Here is a 19,418-nt window from a genome sequence, read left to right as displayed (position 1 = left end):
AGACGCCGGCATCCCATGGATGCCGGCGTTTTGTTATCTGCTGATGCGAAAGTCCACTTCACCGGGCCGGCCTTCCAAAGCCAGCGTCGCGCGCACGGCGGGACTGCGGCTCACCACCTTCCCTCTTCGCACCACGGCCGTGCGGGCCGCGCGCAGGCGTATGGCCTCGATCGGATCGCGCGCATCGAGCACCACGCAGTCCGCGTGACAGCCCACTTCGATCCCATAGCCCTCCAGCCCGAGGATGCGCGCCGGATTGACCGTGACGGCCTCGAAGCAGGCGCGCATCGCCTCGACGCCCGTCATTTGCGCCACGTGCAGCCCCATGTGCGCGACTTCGAGCATGTCGCCCGAGCCGAGGCTGTACCACGGATCCATCACGCAATCGTGGCCGAACGCAACCGTGACGCCCGCCGCCATCAACTCCGGCACGCGCGTCATGCCGCGCCGCTTCGGATAGGTATCGGCGCGTCCCTGGAGCGTGATGTTGATGAGCGGATTGGCAATCGCCGCCACGCCGGATTCGCGCATCAGCGGGATCAGCTTGCTCACGTAGTAGTTGTCCATCGAGTGCATCGAGGTCAGATGCGAACCCGTCACGCGTCCTTGCAAGCCCAGCCGGTGCGTCTCGGCGGCCAGGGTTTCGATATGGCGCGACATCGGATCGTCCGACTCGTCGCAATGCATGTCAACGCGCAAGCCCTGTTCAGCCGCGAATTCGCACAGCAGCTTCACCGATGCGGCGCCGTCCGCCATCGTGCGCTCGAAATGCGGAATGCCGCCAACCACATCGACACCCAGCGCGATCGCACGCTTCAGGTTGTCGAAAGCGCCGGCGCTGCGCAACACGCCGTCCTGCGGGAACGCGACGAGTTGCAGGTCGAGATAGGGCTTCACGCGCCGCTTCACTTCGAGCAGCGCCTCGACCGCCAGCAGGCGCGGGTCGCATACATCCACGTGCGAGCGAATGGCGAGCAGCCCGCGCGCCACGGCCCAATCGCAGTATTGCAGCGCCCGTTCGACGAGCGCTTCCTGCGTGAGATCGGGCTTCAGTTCGCCCCACAGCGCGATGCCTTCGAGCAGCGTGCCCGATGCATTCACGCGCGGCAGGCCATAGGACAGCGTGGCGTCCATGTGGAAGTGCGCATCGACGAAAGGCGGCGTGACGAGCGCACCGGCAGCATCGATTTCCTCGCGCGCGGCGGCGGAGAGATGCGGCTCGATGGCGGCGATACGCCCGGCATCCATGCCGATATCGACGAGTTCGCGCGCTCCTGCGAGCGCCGCGCGGCGAATGATCAAATCCATGTGCGAAGCCTCCGTCCCGGGCCGTGTGTCCGGTGTCTGGTTTGATTGTAGCGGGACAGAAATGCGGTGCAGCACGGCGGCAGCACAACGCAGCGATCAGGCCGTCCGCCTGAGCCTCGCTTCGAGCATCGCCTTCACGCCGGGCCATTCGTCATCGATGATCGAAAAGCGCACTGAATTGCGCTTGCGGCCATCCGGCATGATGCGCTCGTGACGCACGATCCCTTCCATCTGCGCGCCGATGCCGAGAATGGCGGCGCGGGATTTCTCGTTGAGCTCGTCGGTCGTGAACTGCACCCGCACGCAATGCATGACCTCGAACGCATGCGTGAGCATCAGCAGCTTCGCCTCGATATTGATGCCGGTGCGCTGCGCCGAGGCCGCCAGCCATGTGCTGCCGATTTCGCACTTGCGGTTGACGCGGTCGATCTTCCAGAAGCGCGTGCTGCCGACAACGCGTCCATCCTCACGCCGCACGATCACGAAGGGCATGACCGTGCCGGCGTCGCGGTCCGCGAAGACGGTGTCGATCATGCGGTCGATGGTGTCCTCGTTCGGCACCACCGTCACGCGCAGATTCCACAGTTCGCCGTCGGCGGCGGCCGCGAGCAGAGCGGCGCGGTCTTCGCGCCGCAGTGGCCGGAGCTGCACGCGCGTGCCGCTCAACGTGGGTTGGGATTCGCTCATGGCCGGTCATCTTTCGTGGATCGAGCGCACATCATAAAGCGCTGTGGACCCAAGCCCTACGCTTCCCGCGAAGAAGGTTCGCCGGGCGGGATGTCATCGGGCACATGATCGGGCACGTCCAGTGGTGCAGCGTCGCTCACCGGCAGCGTGAACCAGAAGCGCGCGCCCGACACGCGGCCTTCGCCGTCCCGCCGATTCTCGACGCCGATCTTCCCGCCGTGCGCCTCGACGATCGCACGGCAGATAGCAAGGCCCAGCCCGATTCCCGCCTGCGCCGATTCCTTCTCGCCGCGCGTGAACTTGTCGAACAGACGCGCCCGCAGCGCCTCGGGCACGCCCGGGCCGTCGTCGTCGAGATGCACGCGCACGACACGCGCATTGCCCCCGTCATCCTGATCATCCGCCTCGACCAGCGCGGCGCCGATCGCCACCGGCGTGCCCGGCGGCGTGTACTTCGCCGCGTTCTCCAGCAGATTGGCGAAGAGCCGTTCCATCAGCACCGCATCGAGTTCGAGCAAGGGCAAGGCCGCCGGCACGTCGGTGCGCACCGCCCGGCCCGCGAGCACGCGGCGCGACGCGGCGAGCGCCGCGCCGACGGTTTCCTCGAGCATCGACCACTGCCGGTTCAGCCGCACCGAACCGGCTTGCAGCCGCGCCATGTCGAGCAGATTGATCACGAGTCCGCTCATGCGCAGCGCTTCCTCGTGGATCGCCTGCACCAGTTCGCGCGAAGTTTCCGGGTTGCCGCCGCCCGCCTCGCGCGCCTGTTCCTCCAGCACGGACGCGAAGCCGACGATCGACGTCAGCGGCGTGCGCAAGTCATGCGAGATCGCCGACAGCAGCGAGTTGCGCAACCGCTCCGATTCCATGTTGACGAGCGCATCCTGCGCGATCTCGACGTAATGCACGCGTTCGAGCGCAAGCGCGATCTGCGCCGCGAAGGTCTCGATCATGCGGCGCTGCTCGGGCACCGCGAACTCGCCTTCGCGCCCGGTGACGAGCGCAAGCACGCCGCGCGTGCGCATCGGCGCCTTCAGCGGCAGATACAGCGCACGGCTTGCCGGCAAGGTGTCGGTGCCGCGGCCCGCCGGACGCTGCTGGTCGTAGACCCATTGCGCGACATCGCTATCGAGGGAGATTTCATCCAGTCCGATGCCGCCCTCCTCGACCACGTTCCGGCGCACCTTGTCCGCCGCGTCGGGCAGCAGGATCGCGGCCTTCGCCTGGAAAACCTCGGCCACATGCCGCACGCCGATCTCGACGATCTGCCCGGTCATCAACGCCGCGCCCAACTCCTTGGTCATCGCATACATGGCGCCGGTCCTGCGCTCGCGCAGCGACGCGATGCGCGCCTGGCGCCTGAGGCTCGACGTGAGATGACTGATGGTGAGCGAGGTCAGCAGCATCACGCCGAAGGTCAGCAGATACTGTGTGTCCGTGACCGAGAACGACAGTTGCGGCGGCACGAAGAAGAAGTCGACGGCCGCGACCGAGAGAAACGACAGCATCACGCCCGGCCCGCGCCCGAGCCGCACCGCCGTGAAGACCACGCCGAGCAGGTAGAGCATCACGAGATTGGTGATCGCGAACTGACGCGCGGCAAGCAGGTCCGCCAGCAGCGTGATGCCCGCGCCGATCGCGAGCGCGATGCCATACGCGCGCGGCGGCGAGTGCGCGCCGTCGCGCCACGCGGCGAGCGCGCCCGGACGCGGCGCCTGCGTGCCGCCCGGTTCGTCGCGGGCGCCAGTCGCCACCAGCGTCACGTCGATATCCGGGCCGCGCTGGAGGATGCGCTCGCTCACCGGGGCATCGAAGAGCCGCCGCCAGCCGCGCGCCGCCGACGCCCCCGCGACCAGCTTCGAGACATTGCGCAGCCGCGCATAATCGATGAGCGTCGCGGCGGCATCGGCGCCATCGAGCGTGACCGTTTCCGCGCCGAGTTCGGCCGCGAGCTTGAGCGCGTCGAGCGTGCGGGTGCGGCGTTCGTCGGAGAGGCGCTGCAGCTTCGGCGTCTCGACATAGACGGCGAGCCAGTCCGCCTTCAGCGCCGCAGCGAGACGCGCCGCCGCGCGTACCAGCGTCGCGCTCTCCGGTCCCGGCCCGATGCATGCAATCAGCCGCTCGCGCGCCCGCCAGATGTGCTCGATGGACTGGTCGGCACGATACTCGCGCATCTGCGCATCGACGCGGTCCGCGGTGCGGCGCAAGGCCAGTTCGCGCAGCGCGATCAGGTTGCCCTTGCGAAAGAAGTTGCGCACGGCATGCGCGGCCTGCTGCGGCACGTAGACCTTGCCATCGCGCAGGCGGTCGAGCAGTTCTTCGGGCGGCAGATCGACGAGCGTGACTTCGTCGGCGAGATCGAAGATGCGGTCGGGGATCGTCTCGCGGACCCGGATGCCGGTAATCCGCCCGACGATGTCGTTGAGGCTTTCGAGATGCTGGACGTTGACGGTCGTGTAGACATCGATGCCCGCATCCAGCAACGCCTGCACGTCCTGCCAGCGCTTCACATGGCGCGCGCCCTGCACGTTGGCGTGCGCGAGTTCGTCGACGAGAATCAGTTGCGGCTTGCGCTGCAGCGCGGCGTCGAGATCGAACTCGGCGAGCACGCGGCCGCGATAGTCGATCCGCGCGGGCGGCAAGCTGTCGAGCCCCTGCGCGAGCGCGAGCGTTTCCTTGCGTCCATGCGTCTCGACCACGCCCACCAGCACTTCGCCGCCTTCGTCGCGGCGCCGGCGCGCGGCCTGCAGCATCGCAAAGGTCTTGCCGACGCCCGCAGACGCCCCGAAGAAAATCTTCAGCCGGCCACGCTGGCGTTTTTCTTCCTCGCGATGAAGTTTGTCGAGAAGCTCGTCTGGAGTTGGGCGGGGCATTCGCTGTGTCGGGTGGGCTGGCGCTTCAGGTTCCGCTCGTACGTGCCGGTTCTGCTTGCTGGTCCAGCGCCAGGTTCAATTTAAGCACATTCACCCGCGGCTCCCCGAGCAAGCCGAACTGACGTCCGGACGTGGCCTGCGCCACCAGCGCCTCGACCCGTGCAACCGGCAGGCCGCGCGCGCGGGCCACTCGCGCCACCTGATACGCCGCGGCGGCCGGACTGATTTCAGGATCGAGCCCGCTCGCCGACGACGTCACCAGATCCACCGGCACGGCCTCCTGATTGTCCGGATCGGCGGCCTGCAATGCGGCGATGCGCGCCTTCACTTCGTCGACGAGCGCGGGGTTGGTCGGCCCGAGGTTCGAACCGCCCGAGCTGCCCGCGTTGTACGGATTCGGCGTCGTCGCCGAGAGACGGCCCCAGAAGTAGCGCGGCGCATCGAACTGCTGCCCGATCAACGCCGAGCCGACCACCTTGCCGTCGCGCTCGATCAGGCTGCCGTTGGCCTGATGCGGAAACACGGCCTGGCCGATCGCGGTGACCGCCAGCGGATACAGCACGCCCGTCAGCACCGTCAGCGCGACGAACAGCACGAGCATCGGACGCAATGAAGTTTTCATCATGATTCTGCCTTTGAAAAGATGGGCTCAGTGCCAGCCGAGCGCGGTGATCGCCATGTCGATCAGCTTGATGAACGGAAACGGCAACACGATGCCGCCCAACCCGTACACGAGCAGATTGCGCCGCAACAGCGCGGCCGCGCCGAGCGCGCGATACTTGACGCCCTTCAGCGCGAGCGGAATCAGGAACACGATGATCAGCGCGTTGAAGATCACCGCCGACAAGATGGCCGACGACGGCGACGCCAGATGCATCACGTCCAGCACGCGCAACTGCGGATAGGTGGTCGCGAACGCGGCGGGGATGATCGCGAAGTACTTGGCGACGTCGTTGGCGATGGAGAACGTGGTCAGCGAGCCGCGCGTCATCAGCATCTGCTTGCCGATCTCGACGATCTCGATCAGCTTGGTCGGGTTGGAGTCGAGATCGACCATGTTGCCGGCTTCCTTCGCCGCCTGGGTGCCGGTGTTCATCGCCACGGCGACGTCGGCCTGGGCGAGCGCGGGAGCGTCGTTGGTGCCGTCGCCGGTCATCGCGACGAGCCGGCCTTGCGCCTGATGCTCGCGAATGATCGTGAGCTTGGCTTCGGGCGTCGCTTCGGCGAGGAAGTCGTCGACGCCTGCTTCGGCCGCGATCGCCGCTGCCGTGAGCCGGTTGTCGCCCGTCACCATCACCGTCTTGATGCCCATCTTGCGCAGCTCCGCGAAGCGCTCGCGAATGCCGCCCTTGACGATATCCTTCAGCTCGATCACGCCGAGCGCGCGCGCTTTGCCGTTCACACACTCCGCCACGACGAGCGGCGTGCCGCCGCGCCGCGCGATCTCGTCGACCGCGTGCTGCACTTCCTGCGGAAAGCGCCCGCCGCGCGTCTCGACGTACTGTTTCAGCGCCGTCGCCGCGCCCTTGCGAATCTCGCGGCCCGGCAGGTCGACGCCGCTCATGCGCGTCTGCGCGCTGAACGACAGGAAGTTCGCGTGCAGCGCCGCCATGTCCCGGGCGCGGATGTCGAAACGCTGCTTCGCCAGCACGACGATGCTGCGGCCCTCCGGCGTCTCGTCGGCGAGCGAGGCGAGTTGCGCCGCATCGGCCAGATCGCGTTCGTCGATGCCGGGCGCCGCGCTGAACGACGACGCCTGCCGGTTGCCCAGCGTGATCGTGCCGGTCTTGTCGAGCAGCAGCACGTCGACGTCGCCCGCCGCTTCCACCGCGCGCCCCGAGGTCGCGATCACGTTCGCCTGCATCATGCGGCTCATGCCGGCCACGCCGATGGCGGACAGCAGCCCGCCGATGGTCGTCGGAATCAGGCACACGAGCAGCGCGACCAGCACGGTGATCGTGACCACCTGGCCCTGCCCCGCCGCTTCGACGGCGAACATCGAGAACGGCAGCAGCGTGGCGGTCGCGAACAGCAGCACGAGCGTCAACGCCACCAGCAGGATGGTCAGCGCGATTTCGTTCGGCGTCTTGCGCCGCTTGGCGCCCTCGACCATCGCGATCATGCGGTCCAGGAACGCCTCGCCCGGATTCACCGAGACCCGCACCACGATCCAGTCCGACAGCACCCGCGTGCCGCCCGTCACCGACGAGAAGTCGCCGCCCGACTCGCGGATCACCGGCGCGGATTCGCCGGTGATGGCGGATTCGTCGACGGACGCGACACCGTCGATCACTTCGCCGTCGGCGGGGATCACGTCGCCGGCCTCGACGAGCACGACGTCGTCGCGGCGCAGATCGGTGGACGTGGTGATGCGGATCGGCGACTTCGGATGCGGCTCGTTGAGCTTCTTCGCCATCACGTTGTGCTTGGCCTGGCGCAGCGCGGCCGCCTGCGCCTTCGAGCGGCCTTCCGCCAGCGCTTCGGCGAAGTTCGCGAACAGCACCGTGAACCACAGCCACAGTGCAATGGCGAGGATGAAACCGGCAGGCGCCTCGGCCTGACCGGCGAGCGCGGCGATCCACAGGATGGTCGCGAGCACGCTGCCGACGTAGACACAGAACATCACCGGATTGCGCAACTGCGTGCGCGGCGCGAGCTTCCTGAAGGCATCGACGACCGCGGGGCGGACGAGCGCCGGATCGAACATCGAGCGTGCCGCCGTGCGCGCCTGGCCGAGATTGCCCGGGAGATGCGCAGACGCTTGTTTTTCGTGATTCATGCAGTCCTCGAAATCATTGTCCAGCGATCATGGCGAGATGCTCGACCACCGGTCCCAGCGCGAGCGCGGGTACGTAGGTGAGCGCGCCGACCAGCAGCAGCGTGCCGAGCAGCAGCACGACGAACAGCGGTCCGTGGGTGGGCAAGGTGCCGGCGTTGGCAGCGAGACGCTTCTTCGCGGCCAGCGAGCCGGCGATCGCCAGGATCGGCACGATGGTGCCGAAGCGGCCGAACCACATGGCGACGGCGAGCATCTGGTTGTAGAACGGCGTGTTGACGGACAGGCCCGCGAACGCGCTGCCGTTGTTGTTGGCGGCGGAGCTGAACGCGTAGAGGATTTCGGAGAAGCCGTGCGCGCCCGGGTTGGCTATCCCCGCCTTGCCCGCCGAGGCCAGCACGGCGACCGAGGTGCCCGCGAGGACCAGCATCGGCGTGAGCAGGATCACGATGGAGACCATCTTCATGTCGAAGGCCTCGATCTTCTTGCCGATGTATTCGGGCGTGCGGCCGATCATCAGCCCCGCGACGAACACCGCCAGCAGCGCGAACGCCAGCATCCCGTAGAGACCCGAGCCGACGCCGCCGAAGATGACCTCGCCGAGCTGGATCAGCAGCATCGGCACGAGACCGCCGAGCGGCGTCAGCGAGTCGTGCATGGTGTTCACCGCGCCGCACGAGGCGGCCGTGGTGACCACGGTGAAGAGGCCGGATTGCGCGATGCCGAGGCGCGTCTCCTTGCCCTCCATGTTGCCGCCCGGCTGCAGCGCCGAGGCGTGGGCATCCACGTGCAGCTTCGTCACGAGCGGATTGCCCGCCTGCTCCGCCGAGATCTCGCCGACGCAGGCCACCGCGAGCGCGATGGTCATCGCCGCGAGCACCGCGTGACCCTGCCGTCCATCGCCGACCATGCGCCCGAAGGTCACGCACAGCGCGGCGGGGATCAGCAGGATCGCGAGCATCTGGAGGAAGTTGGAGAACGGCGTCGGATTCTCGTACGGATGCGCCGAGTTGGCGTTGAAGAAGCCGCCGCCGTTGGTGCCGAGCATCTTGATCGCTTCCTGCGAGGCCACCGGACCCATGGCGAGGGTCTGCGTGCTGGCTTGCTGATCCTGCATCTCCGGCTTGCCCTGCGCGTCCTTGATCGGGTTGCCTTGGGCGTCGAGGCGCGGCGCCTGATACGTCGTGACCTGGAGTGTGGGCACGTTGGCATACGGCCTGAAGTTCTGTATCGCGCCCTGGCTGACGAACACCAGCGCCAACACCACGGCGAGCGGCATCAGCACATAGAGCGTCGCGCGCGTCAGATCGACCCAGAAGTTGCCGATGGTCTGCGCGCCATGACGCTTGAAGCCGCGCACCAGCGCAATGACCACCGCGATGCCGGTCGCCGCCGAGAGGAAGTTCTGCACGGTCAGGCCCAGCATCTGCGCGAGATAGCCGAGCGTGCTTTCGCCGCCGTAGTCCTGCCAGTTCGTGTTGGTGACGAAGCTGACGGCGGTGTTGAAGGCGGCGTCGGGCGTCATGCCGGCCATGCCCTGCGGATTGAGCGGCAGCACCGCTTGCAGACGCAGGATCGCGTACAGCAGCAGCGCACCGAACCCGTTGAAGAGCAGCACGGCGAGCGCATAGTGCTTCCAGGACATTTCCGCTTCGGGATCGATGCCCGCGACGCGATAGAGCACCTGCTCGACCGGCCGTCCTATCCTGCGCACGACGACCGACGTGCCTTCGAAGACGTTCGACATATAGCGCCCGAGCGGCAGCGCGAGCGCGATCAGCACGGCGATGAAGAGCGCCGTCTGCATGAGACTGCTGGCGTTCATTCGAGCTCCTCCGCGCGCAACAGGGCGTACACGAGGTAGACGAGAAGCAGCAGCGTGGCGGCGGAAGCCAATGCGATCATCCAGCCGTTCATGGGCGGCCTCCCGGCGGATGGCGGCGCAACTGTTCGCAGCCGCTTGCGAGCGCCATGCAGAATCCCAAAAACAGGACAATGCCGGCGAGGTAAAACAGGTCCATTGTGTGGTTCTCCCCTTGTGCGATCACTGCGATCGGGACAAGGGGAGATTAGGGAAAGCCGCGTAAAGGGCGCGACAAGAGTGGGAGACGGCGTGTAAAAATCGCGTATACGACGCGGCCCCGTGTGGTGCTTGTGGCTCGCCTAGCCCGCGATGCTGAACGCCCGGTTCAACTGCCAGCCGTACTCGAAGCTCTCCTGCGACGGATCGTCCTCCGCGATCTCCACATAGCGCACCGACTGCTGGGCAGCGATCATGCCGAGCAGCACGCGGCGACCGTCGTTACCGCGCTGATCGATGAAGCTCTGCATCGCGGCAAGCGTCATCGGGCCGATGAGTCCGTCCGCCGAGATGTCGTCGTAGGCGGACTCCTGGTCGTTCAGCACGTTGAGCGCACGTTGCAGGAACCGGACGCCGGTGGCAGGCCCCATGTTCACGCCGATGTCGAACAGCTTGCCGGCAATGTCCTCGTCGATGGCGTTGACCTCGTCGAAATGCGGTTCCTCCCAATAGCTTTGCAGATAGATGTCGATGGCCACTTCGCGCGGCATCTCGTCCATCGGGCCGGTATAGCCGTACGCGCGAGCGGTCGCCTCGGTGATGCCCCACATGGTTTCGCCGCCCGCGTCGTCGGGATGATTCGAATAGCCGCCTTCGAGGCCAATGGTTTCTTCGATGAGGTCGATCGGATTCATTTGAACAAGGATGCGCGTGAGTGTGAAAGACGAGCGCGAGCCGTCCTTGCGATGGTCGACTGCGTTCGCTCGCATGAGCAGGATCACCAACTGTTTCACTCGCTCGATCGGCTTTGTTTGCTTGATCGAGCAGCATGGCCGCAGGTCCGGCGATGCGGAGCCAGTATCAGCGAGTTCAGGAGGAACTTGACGCCCGTTCTGGGAAAGAATCGCCCGTGTGGAGTGAATTGCAGCCGTGGCGCGCAGCATCGTGCGGCACGGCTTCGGAACCTGCAACGCGCAGGACGGACCACGCGGCGCAAGCCGCATTTGTCACGGCGGATGTGAATGATTTCGTAGAATGCCGGGCTGTATCACACCGCTTTTTGGACACCGGTGTCAACGACTTAGGCAGGCTTCCTCGAGAACATGGTTGTTCTGCGAGGCGGTCGCGCTGATGCCATAGACGTAGCTGGCCTCTGCTGACCGGACCGTCATCGTAATTCGCATGCTCAACCTTGTCAGTCCAGCTCAGCAGATCGCATTTGCACGCTTGTACGAGTTCTTCTCCGAACAAAAACGCTGGTACCGGCCACTCTGGGGAATCGGCACCGTGCTCGCCATGGACGAACTGTTCGAAGCATGCACGGTCATGAAACAGGGGCATCTCAGCGAGGGATCGGTCAAGCGTATCGCCTCGTCATTGCAGGAACGCACGAAAGCCGGTTCGCGCGGCGTTGCGGTGAGCGAGTTGTTTCGAAGCGATCGCATTTTCGCAAGCGATGGAAGCCAGGACGTTGACGCTGCACTGGAACTGCTTGCGCACCTCGAAGACAGTTCGCCGCCTGCCGCGATCGCGGGAGGCTGGGGGGCGATCGAAGGTCTGCTTGCCGATCCCAACGACAGGGCTTCGGCAGCGGACAATCTGGCGACGCTCGTCACCTGCTCCTTTCCGCGCGCGGAGCTTACGTCACTATCCCGACGTGCAGAACGCATTTTTCCCGCCGAGTGTGCAGAACTGGCCGGCATCGAGGCAAACCGGGAACGGTCGCGCGTGCTGGCCAGAATGATCCTTGAAGAGCGCATGCCCGTAATGCCCTCCGTCGCGGATCAAGCAGCCGTCGCACGGATGAGAAAGTTGTTGCTGAACCCGCAACCGGAATGGCAGACGATCAAGGAGCTGATCGCGGAATCGTTTCATCGCCTCTACCGCCAACGCAACCTCATCCTCCATGGCGGCCGGCTGGACAGTGTTGCCCTGGACGCGAGCCTGCGCACCGTCGCAAAGCTCGCTGGAGCAGGCATGGACCGGATTACTCACGGTCATTACGAGCAGGGACTCAGGCCACTCGAACTTGTCGCCAAGGCGACTATGGCCCTCGCGGTCATCGATTAAGCTTCGCCGCCCGGATGTGTCGACTTGCTCGAAGCGACGTGATACGGATCCGGGCTGACTACACATCCATCCTCATGTTGCTGGCCAAGTAAAATGTCACACCGCCGAAGCATCAACATTCTGGACATCTCGTGAAGATAGCTACCTGGAACGTCAACTCCCTCAAAGTCCGCCAGCAACACGTCATCGACTGGCTCGCGCTGTCGGGCGTCGACGTGCTGTGCCTGCAGGAACTGAAAATGCCCGACGAGAAGTTTCCGCGCGCGGACCTCGAGGCCGCCGGCTACAAAAGCTGGTTCGCGGGACAGAAGACCTATAACGGCGTCGGCATCCTGGTGCGCGCCGACGCGAACTTCGAAGTGGACGAGATCAGCGTCGTGCGCAACATCCCCGGCTTCGAAGATTTGCAGCAGCGCGTGATCGCCGCGACCATCGATGGTGTGCGCATCATCTCGGCCTATTTCCCGAACGGCCAGGCGCCCGGCACCGAGAAGTTCGCCTACAAGATGCGCTGGCTCGACGCGCTGCGCGAATGGCTGCGTGAAGACCTGGCCCGGCACCCGAAGCTCGCCCTGCTCGGCGACTACAACATCGCCCCCGATGACCGCGACGTGCACGACCCGAAAGCCTGGGAAGGCCAGAATCTGGTGTCGCCGGAAGAGCGCGCGCACTTCACGCAACTGCTCGAACTCGGTCTCACCGATGCCTTCCGCCAGTTCGAACAGGCCGACAAGCTTTTCACGTGGTGGGACTACAGGATGATGGCGTTCCGCCGCAACGCGGGGCTGCGCATCGATCACATTTTGTTGTCGAAGGAACTGGCCGCGACCTGCACCGCATGCGAAGTCGACAAGGTGCCGCGCAAGTGGGACCAGCCGTCGGACCACGCGCCCGTGATCGCGACGCTCGGCTGATCCCGTCTCGCGGGCATCGGCGTCACGCGTCCAGGTGCAGTTCCTGGATCTTGCGCGTGATCGTATTGCGCCCGATGCCCAGGCGCTCGGCCGCTTCCACCTTGCGGCCACGCGTGAAGTCGAGCGCTTCGCGAATCACGGCGGCCTCGAAACGGCGCGCGAGTTCGTCCATCACGTCGGCGGAGTTCTCGCGCAACAGCCGTGCGACCTCGGTACGCAAGCCGTTCTCCCACACACTCGCCGCCACTCCCGCCGCCAGCGGCGCCGCAACAGCCGGCGCGCCCGCGCCGTTCTGCGCGAGCGGCGCCGCGGCCACGGCGCCATCGGTCGAAACCGCGATGGACTCGGCCGCGTAGTCCTGGCGCGGCGTGAGATCGGGCGGCAGATCCTTCTGCTCGATCACCTGCGCCGGCGCCATCACCGTCAGCCAGTTGCACAGGTTTTCGAGCTGCCGCACATTGCCGGGAAACGGCAGCGACGCGAGATACGCCAACGCCTCGTCGGACACGCGCTTCGGCTCCACGCCAAGGTCGCGCGCGCTCTTCTGCAGGAAATGCCGCGCGAGCAAGGGAATGTCTTCGCTGCGTTCGCGCAAGGCCGGCAGGCGCAGCCGGATCACGTTCAGCCGGTGATACAAGTCCTCGCGGAACAAGCCTTGCCGCACGCGCGCATCGAGATTCTGGTGCGTCGCCGCGATCACGCGCACGTTGGCCTTCAACGGGTTGTGCCCTCCCACGCGGTAGAACTGCCCGTCCGACAGCACGCGCAACAGACGCGTCTGCAGGTCGAACGGCATGTCGCCGATTTCGTCGAGAAACAGCGTGCCGTTCTCGGCCTGTTCGAAACGGCCCTGGCGCATCGCCTGCGCGCCCGTGAACGCACCGCGCTCATGGCCGAACAGTTCGGATTCCAGCAGATCCTTCGGAATCGCCGCCGTGTTCAGCGCGATGAACGGCCCGCTCGCGCGTGGGCTATGTCGGTGCAAGGCGCGCGCGACAAGCTCCTTTCCGGTGCCTGATTCGCCCGTGATGAGCACGGTCGCCGCCGAGTGCGAAAGCCGCCCGATCGCGCGGAACATGTCCTGCATCGCGGGCGCCTGGCCGAGCATCTCGGGCGTTTCCGTCACCCGCTCGTCATAGGCCGCTTCGCCGCGCATGCTTTCGTCCACCGCGCGGCGAATCAGTTCGACTGCCTTGTCCACGTCGAACGGTTTGGCGAGATATTCGAAGGCGCCGCCCTGGAATGCGGCCACGGCGCTGTCGAGATCCGAGAAGGCCGTCATGATGATGACCGGCAACCCCGGCAGACGATCGCGCACCGTCTGCAACAATTCGAGCCCCGAGCCGCCCGGCATGCGGATGTCCGACACGAGCACCTGTGGACTTTCGTGTTCGAGCGCGGCGAGCGCGTCGCGCACGCCTGAAAAACTGCGCGTCGAGAAATTCTCGCGGGCCAGCGCTTTTTCCAGCACCCAGCGGATGGATTGGTCGTCGTCTACTATCCAGATCGGCTTCATATCGTTCGGCGAGAAGTCTTCGTATGGTTCGGTGTGAGCCCGTCGAAACGGTGCGGCTTCAAAGCGTGATGCGGACGCGGCCTAAGTGGATGGCGGCCTGTGACGTGATGGCGCGTGATGTCGATGGTCAAGCCGGCTTCAGCTCCCGAATGGCAACAGGATGATGAACTCGGTGCAGCCCGGTTTGCTTTCCACTTCGATCAATCCATCGTGCTGCTGCACGAACGTTTGCGCGAGCGTGAGACCCAGGCCGCTGCCGTCTTCCCTGCCCGACACAAGCGGAAAGAAGATCCGGTCACGAATCTCACTGGGGATTCCGGGACCGTTGTCAGTGATATGCAAGTCCAGTGCCAGTTTGTGCAGCTTCTTGCCGACCGTCACCTTGCGTGCGATGCGTGTACGCAATTCGATCTTTGCATCGCCTTGGGAAATGCGTTCGCGTAACGCCTCCGCCGCATTGCGCACGATGTTGAGCAACGCCTGGATCAGTTGTTCCTTGTCGCCGCGCAGGTCGGGCACGCTGACGTCGTAGTCGCGTTCGATCGTGAGCCCGCGCGGGAACTCGGCGAGGATGACCGCGCGCACACGTTCGCATACTTCGTGAATGTTCACGTCGCCGACGATATGCGGATGCCGGTGCGGCTCCAGCAGGCGATCGACCAGCGTCTGCAGCCGGTCCGATTCCTTGATGATGACCTGCGTGTATTCACGCAGTTCGTCGCGTTCGAGCGCGCCCAGTTCGAACTCGAGCAACTGCGCCGCGCCCCGGATGCCGCCGAGCGGATTCTTGATCTCGTGCGCCAGGTTGCGGATCAGCTGCTTGTTGACCGCGGTCAGGTCGTGGATGCGTTCTTCGCGGTCCGTGCGCAGGTGGCGCTCGTTCTCGAAGAGTTCGAGCAGCACGTAGTCGCTGGCCGCTTCGAGATAACCGACGATCGCATGGACATGCACCGGCTCGCGGTTCGGACGCTCGAGCACGGCGTCGAGACGCGTCGCGTTGAACCGGTTCTCGGCGATCGACGCGATCGTGCCCGCGAGTTCATCGGCGTTCGCGAACAGCTCGGTCCAGTTCATCTGCGTCAGCTGCTTGCGCGACATCTCCAGCATCGCTTCCGCCGAAGGATTCGCGTACGCGATGCGCACATGCCGCATGTCCAGCACGAGCACGGTCGTCGGGAGCGCCTCGAAACCGGCCAGCAAACCGCTGCTGGATAGTTGGGCGTCGTCGGAGAGCGCGTCGGCGTGGCCACGGCGCGCCTTGATCAGATTCTTGAGCACCATCGGGCAATGATTGAAGCCGTTCGTGAAACCGATCTTGTAGTTGGATTTCGGAAAACCGCGGCGATGAAAAAAGGGACGGCGCGCCGTCCCTTCGTGTCATCGCATCGCATGTGCCGCGCGCTTCGCCGGACTATCAGGAGAGAAGCGCGCTGCCGTCATGCTTACAGCGAGTAGTACATCTCGAACTCGATCGGATGCACCGCCTGACGATAACGCTGCAGCTCGTTCGTCTTCAGTTCGATGTAGGCGTCGAGCATCGAATCCGTGAACACGCCGCCGCGCGTCAGGAACTCGCGATCCGCGTCGAGCGCATCGAGTGCCTGGTCGAGGCCCGCGCACACGGTCGGGATCTTCTTGTCCTCTTCCGGCGGCAGGTCGTACAGATTCTTGTCCGCGGCTTCGCCCGGATGAATCTTGTTCTGCACGCCGTCGAGACCGGCCATCATCAATGCCGAGAAGCACAGGTACGGATTCGCGAGCGGATCCGGGAAGCGCGTTTCGATACGGCGGCCCTTCGGGTTGCTCACGTGCGGAATACGGATCGATGCCGAACGGTTGCGAGCCGAGTAAGCCAGCTTGACCGGCGCTTCGAAGTGCGGCACGAGACGCTTGTACGAGTTCGTACCCGGGTTCGTGATCGCGTTCAGCGCGCGGGCGTGCTTGATGATGCCGCCGATGTAGAACAGCGCGAATTCCGACAGACCGGCGTAGCCGTTGCCCGCGAACAGGTTCTGGCCGTCCTTCCAGATGGACTGGTGAACGTGCATGCCCGAACCGTTGTCGCCGACGACCGGCTTCGGCATGAACGTGGCCGTCTTGCCGTACGTGTGCGCGACGTTGTGGATGATGTACTTCATCTGCTGCAGCCAGTCCGCGCGCTGAACCAGCGTCGAGAACTTGGTGCCGATTTCGTTCTGGCCCTGGCCCGCCACTTCGTGGTGGTGCACTTCGACCGGAATGCCGATCTGCTCGAGCAGCAGACACATTTCCGAGCGGATGTCCTGGAACGTGTCGACCGGCGCGACCGGGAAGTAGCCGCCCTTGGTGCCCGGACGGTGGCCCGTGTTGCCGCCTTCGAATTCCTTGGCTGACGACCACGGCGCTTCTTCCGAGCCGATCTTGACGAAGGTGCCCGACTGGTCCGTGTTCCACTGGACGCTGTCGAAAATGAAGAATTCCGGCTCCGGACCGAAGTAGGCGGTGTCGCCCAGGCCCGAGCTCTTGAGATAGGCTTCCGCGCGCTTCGCGAGCGAACGCGGGTCGCGTTCGTAGCCCTTGCCGTCGGCGGGCTCGACGACGTCGCAGCTCAGCACGAGCGTCGCTTCTTCGAAGAACGGGTCGATGAAGGCGGTGTTCGCGTCCGGCACGAGCAGCATGTCCGATGCCTCGATGCCCTTCCAGCCGGCGATGGACGAACCGTCGAAAGCGTGGCCGCTTTCAAACTTGTCTTCGTCGAATGCCGAGACCGGCACGGAAACGTGCTGTTCTTTGCCGCGCGTGTCGGTGAAACGGAAGTCGACGAACTTGACGTCCTCGTCCTTGACGAGTTGCATGACGTCGGCCACGGATTTACTCATTACCTATCTCCTGATTAACAAAAGTCGGCGAATCGCTCCGCCGCCCCGACCAATCCTGTACATCAATTCAATCGAGGATGAAAAAGCAGCTTCCGTGCCAAGCGCACCAACTTTGCGCTAAGCGCCTGAAGCGGCGCGCATTTTTAGTGACACGACCGAGGGGTTCACGATGACCTCGCAGCCGCTCTGCATACTTCACGCACACAGATGGTGCGCAACCGCATGACCGGTCTGAAATATGATCCTTTATGGTGCATAGACGCGGAGATGCACCAATCTGAACCATTTTCCGCAACGACGCCGGCAGCGCTGTTACGTTCGCTAGAATCATTGTTTGCGTTCGACCGGAGACAAACACGCCATGAGCACGCTGGAACAACTTTTTGACCAAGCGGGACGCCGCGCCGCCGACAACCAACTGACCTACGCGGGCGCCTTCTCGCCCGCCGAGGCGTTCGAACTGCTGCAACTCGATTCGGCCGTGCGGCTCGTCGACGTCCGCACCCGCGCCGAGCTCGACTGGGTGGGCCGCCCGGCCATCGACGGCGCGCAGTACGCGCATATCGAATGGATCCGCTATCCCGGCTCGGTGCCGAACGCTGAGTTTATCGAACAATTGCGACAGGTCGCCACCCCGGATACGACAGTGATTTTCCTGTGCCGCAGCGCGGCGCGCTCCAAGCTTGCGGCCGTCGCCGCGCAGAAACAGGGGTTTGCTAAGGCCTATGACCTGCTGGAAGGCTTCGAGGGCGACAAGGACGCGAACGGGCACCGCAAGACGATGGGCGGGTGGTGCTTCCGGGGATTGCCGTGGATTGGGGCTTGAGCTGTCATTTATTTACGGTATGACGCGGATCGAACCGCTTCGCACCGCGCTCAGGAAGCCAGCCCGTCCAGTAACGCCCGCACGCGCCTGACCCTGGCTTCATCGACCGGCGCCAATGCCTGTCCGCCGACGCGCACGCCCGAACCCAGATGCACGGCGCGCACGCCCGTCGATGCCACGAAGGGCGCGACAGTCTCCACACCGAGTCCAGCGCCCGCCAGCACCGTACAGTGCGATCCGGCCGCCATGCCGACCAGTCTTGCGATTGTCTCTGCGGCATCGAGCACCGATGCCTTGCCGCCCGACGTCAGCACGTTCGTGACCGTACCGAAGGCCGAGAGCCTTTCGAAAGTCGCGAACAGGTCGCGTGCTTCATCGAACGCGCGATGGAACGTCAGCGGCAGCTTTCCCGCCGCCTCCGCCACGCGCGCCAATCCTTCCGTATCGATACAACCGTCCGCCCGCAGCATCCCGACCACGAGCGCATGCGCACCCGTCTTCGCGATCGCACGCGCCTCGCGCAGCATCACGCTGTAATCGTCGGCATCGTAGACGAACGAGCGGCTATGCGGCCGCACCATCACGTTCACCGGAATCGCCACCGCCTCCACGACCGCCTCCACCAGCCCGATGCCCGGCGTCAGGCCGCCCTCGCCCATGGCCGTGACCAGTTCGATCCGGTCCGCGCCGCCGCGCTCGGCGGCGCGCGCGTCAGCCACCGTCGTCGCGATGACTTCCAGCACCGTCACTTCGCCTGCTCCGGCGGCACTTCCACGATCTCGCCGCCCAGCGCCCGCACGCCCTCGCGCAGGACGTCGAACGCCGCATTCGCCTGCTGCGGATCGCCCTTCACGCCCAGATCGATATGCGACCGCGCGTACAGCGCACCGCGCGCCGCATCGCCGACGCTCGGCAGGCTGAACGCGCGCACGCCTTCGAAGTCGCGTTCGATCGCCACCATCAGCGGCGTGATGCGCGACTCCGGCAGGCCAAACACCAGCAGCGAACGCTCGACATGCGGCACCGCGTGATGCAGGTGGGCGTAACGGTTGTCGAGCACCCACTCGATCATCGGCCAGGCCATCACCGGAAAGCCCGGCACGAAATGATGATCGCCGACCGAAAAGCCCGGGATCTTGTTGTAGCTGTTCGGGATGATGGCCGCGCCCTGCGGAAACGTGCCCATGTTCAGGCGATGCAGGTTCTCGGGCGAATCGAGCTCCACCGGCTTGCCCGCCTGTTCCGCGGTATCGCGGATGCGCGCGCGGATCAGTTCCGCCGCCTCCGGCTGCAGTTCGAGCGGACGCCCGAGCGCTTCGGCCGCGCACTGGCGGGTGTGATCGTCGGGCGTCGCGCCGATGCCGCCCGTCGAGAACACGATGTCGCCGGACGCAAACGTGCGCTTGAGCGTCGCCGTGATGCGCGCCGGATCGTCGCCGACATACTCCGCCCAGTCCAGCGACAGCCCGCGTGCGCCCAGCAATTCGATGATTTTCGGCAGATGCTTGTCGGTACGTCGGCCCGACAGGATTTCATCGCCGATGATGATGACGCCAATGCCCATGGGAAC

General features: G+C 65.2%; 16 protein-coding genes. 3 read left to right on the top strand and 13 right to left on the bottom strand.

Annotated features, from left to right (window positions below; genetic code table 11):
* Window positions 1-33: 33 nt before the first annotated feature.
* The 8 genes from QCE64_RS04685 to QCE64_RS04650 form a co-directional block, all read right to left on the bottom strand.
* Window positions 34-1,308, bottom strand: a complete 1,275-nt coding sequence (locus QCE64_RS04685) for an amidohydrolase family protein (RefSeq protein ID WP_309915032.1) — start codon at window positions 1,306-1,308, stop codon at window positions 34-36.
* 96 nt (window positions 1,309-1,404) lie between these two features.
* Complete coding sequence (locus QCE64_RS04680; protein ID WP_309929632.1) at window positions 1,405-1,995, bottom strand: GNAT family N-acetyltransferase; 591 nt, start codon at window positions 1,993-1,995, stop codon at window positions 1,405-1,407.
* Between the two features lie 56 nt (window positions 1,996-2,051).
* Window positions 2,052-4,868: a sensor histidine kinase KdpD gene (locus tag QCE64_RS04675; protein WP_310002848.1), complete on the bottom strand. Its 2,817-nt coding sequence runs from the start codon at window positions 4,866-4,868 to the stop codon at window positions 2,052-2,054.
* 25 nt (window positions 4,869-4,893) lie between these two features.
* Window positions 4,894-5,490 carry a potassium-transporting ATPase subunit KdpC gene (gene kdpC / locus QCE64_RS04670; RefSeq protein WP_309931547.1) on the bottom strand — a complete coding sequence of 199 codons (597 nt, stop codon included), beginning with the start codon at window positions 5,488-5,490 and terminating at the stop codon, window positions 4,894-4,896.
* A 27-nt stretch (window positions 5,491-5,517) separates the two neighbouring features.
* Window positions 5,518-7,575, bottom strand: a complete 2,058-nt coding sequence (gene kdpB, locus QCE64_RS04665; protein WP_309919624.1) for a potassium-transporting ATPase subunit KdpB — start codon at window positions 7,573-7,575, stop codon at window positions 5,518-5,520.
* 85 nt (window positions 7,576-7,660) lie between these two features.
* A complete protein-coding gene (gene kdpA / locus QCE64_RS04660) occupies window positions 7,661-9,469 on the bottom strand; it encodes a potassium-transporting ATPase subunit KdpA (RefSeq protein WP_309915023.1) in 1,809 nt (602 codons plus the stop codon).
* Window positions 9,466-9,561 (bottom strand): potassium-transporting ATPase subunit F, encoded by a 96-nt coding sequence (locus QCE64_RS04655; protein ID WP_309807913.1) that lies wholly within the window; start codon window positions 9,559-9,561, stop codon window positions 9,466-9,468. The genes kdpA and QCE64_RS04655 overlap by 4 nt, the downstream gene beginning before the upstream one ends.
* A 246-nt stretch (window positions 9,562-9,807) precedes the next feature.
* Window positions 9,808-10,359 (bottom strand): glycosyl hydrolase 108 family protein, encoded by a 552-nt coding sequence (locus tag QCE64_RS04650; protein ID WP_309929631.1) that lies wholly within the window; start codon window positions 10,357-10,359, stop codon window positions 9,808-9,810.
* A 487-nt stretch (window positions 10,360-10,846) separates the two neighbouring features.
* Between QCE64_RS04650 and QCE64_RS04645 the strand changes: the two genes are divergently transcribed.
* Window positions 10,847-11,734 carry a hypothetical protein gene (locus tag QCE64_RS04645; protein WP_310002846.1) on the top strand — a complete coding sequence of 296 codons (888 nt, stop codon included), beginning with the start codon at window positions 10,847-10,849 and terminating at the stop codon, window positions 11,732-11,734.
* Between the two features lie 131 nt (window positions 11,735-11,865).
* Entirely contained in the window at window positions 11,866-12,648 is a 783-nt protein-coding gene (gene xth, locus QCE64_RS04640; protein WP_309929627.1) for an exodeoxyribonuclease III, read from the top strand.
* A 22-nt stretch (window positions 12,649-12,670) separates the two neighbouring features.
* On the opposite strand, the gene ntrC is transcribed toward xth, so the two are convergent.
* The 3 genes from ntrC to glnA all read right to left on the bottom strand — a co-directional run bounded on the left by ntrC (window position 12,671) and on the right by glnA (window position 17,022).
* Window positions 12,671-14,164: a nitrogen regulation protein NR(I) gene (gene ntrC / locus QCE64_RS04635; RefSeq protein ID WP_309915008.1), complete on the bottom strand. Its 1,494-nt coding sequence runs from the start codon at window positions 14,162-14,164 to the stop codon at window positions 12,671-12,673.
* A 138-nt stretch (window positions 14,165-14,302) separates the two neighbouring features.
* The gene (gene glnL, locus QCE64_RS04630) at window positions 14,303-15,445 is read right to left on the bottom strand and encodes a nitrogen regulation protein NR(II) (protein ID WP_310002845.1); all 1,143 of its coding nucleotides are present in this window, start codon (window positions 15,443-15,445) and stop codon (window positions 14,303-14,305) included.
* A gap of 161 nt (window positions 15,446-15,606) precedes the next feature.
* Window positions 15,607-17,022 carry a type I glutamate--ammonia ligase gene (glnA, locus tag QCE64_RS04625; protein ID WP_309915002.1) on the bottom strand — a complete coding sequence of 472 codons (1,416 nt, stop codon included), beginning with the start codon at window positions 17,020-17,022 and terminating at the stop codon, window positions 15,607-15,609.
* Between the two features lie 361 nt (window positions 17,023-17,383).
* Between glnA and QCE64_RS04620 the strand changes: the two genes are divergently transcribed.
* The gene (locus QCE64_RS04620) at window positions 17,384-17,848 is read left to right on the top strand and encodes a rhodanese-like domain-containing protein (protein WP_309929623.1); all 465 of its coding nucleotides are present in this window, start codon (window positions 17,384-17,386) and stop codon (window positions 17,846-17,848) included.
* Window positions 17,849-17,898: 50 nt separating this feature from the next.
* Here the strand turns inward: QCE64_RS04620 and QCE64_RS04615 are convergent, their stop codons facing one another.
* Together QCE64_RS04615 and QCE64_RS04610 are read right to left on the bottom strand one after the other, a co-directional pair.
* Complete coding sequence (locus tag QCE64_RS04615) at window positions 17,899-18,597, bottom strand: copper homeostasis protein CutC (protein ID WP_310002843.1); 699 nt, start codon at window positions 18,595-18,597, stop codon at window positions 17,899-17,901.
* A complete protein-coding gene (locus QCE64_RS04610) occupies window positions 18,594-19,412 on the bottom strand; it encodes a molybdopterin-binding protein (RefSeq protein WP_309914991.1) in 819 nt (272 codons plus the stop codon). The genes QCE64_RS04615 and QCE64_RS04610 overlap by 4 nt, the downstream gene beginning before the upstream one ends.
* Between the last annotated feature and the right edge of the window lie 6 nt (window positions 19,413-19,418).

This window comes from Caballeronia sp. LZ043 (genome assembly GCF_031451075.1).
Lineage (GTDB): Bacteria > Pseudomonadota > Gammaproteobacteria > Burkholderiales > Burkholderiaceae > Caballeronia.
This window is presented reverse-complemented; position numbering and strand designations above follow the sequence as displayed.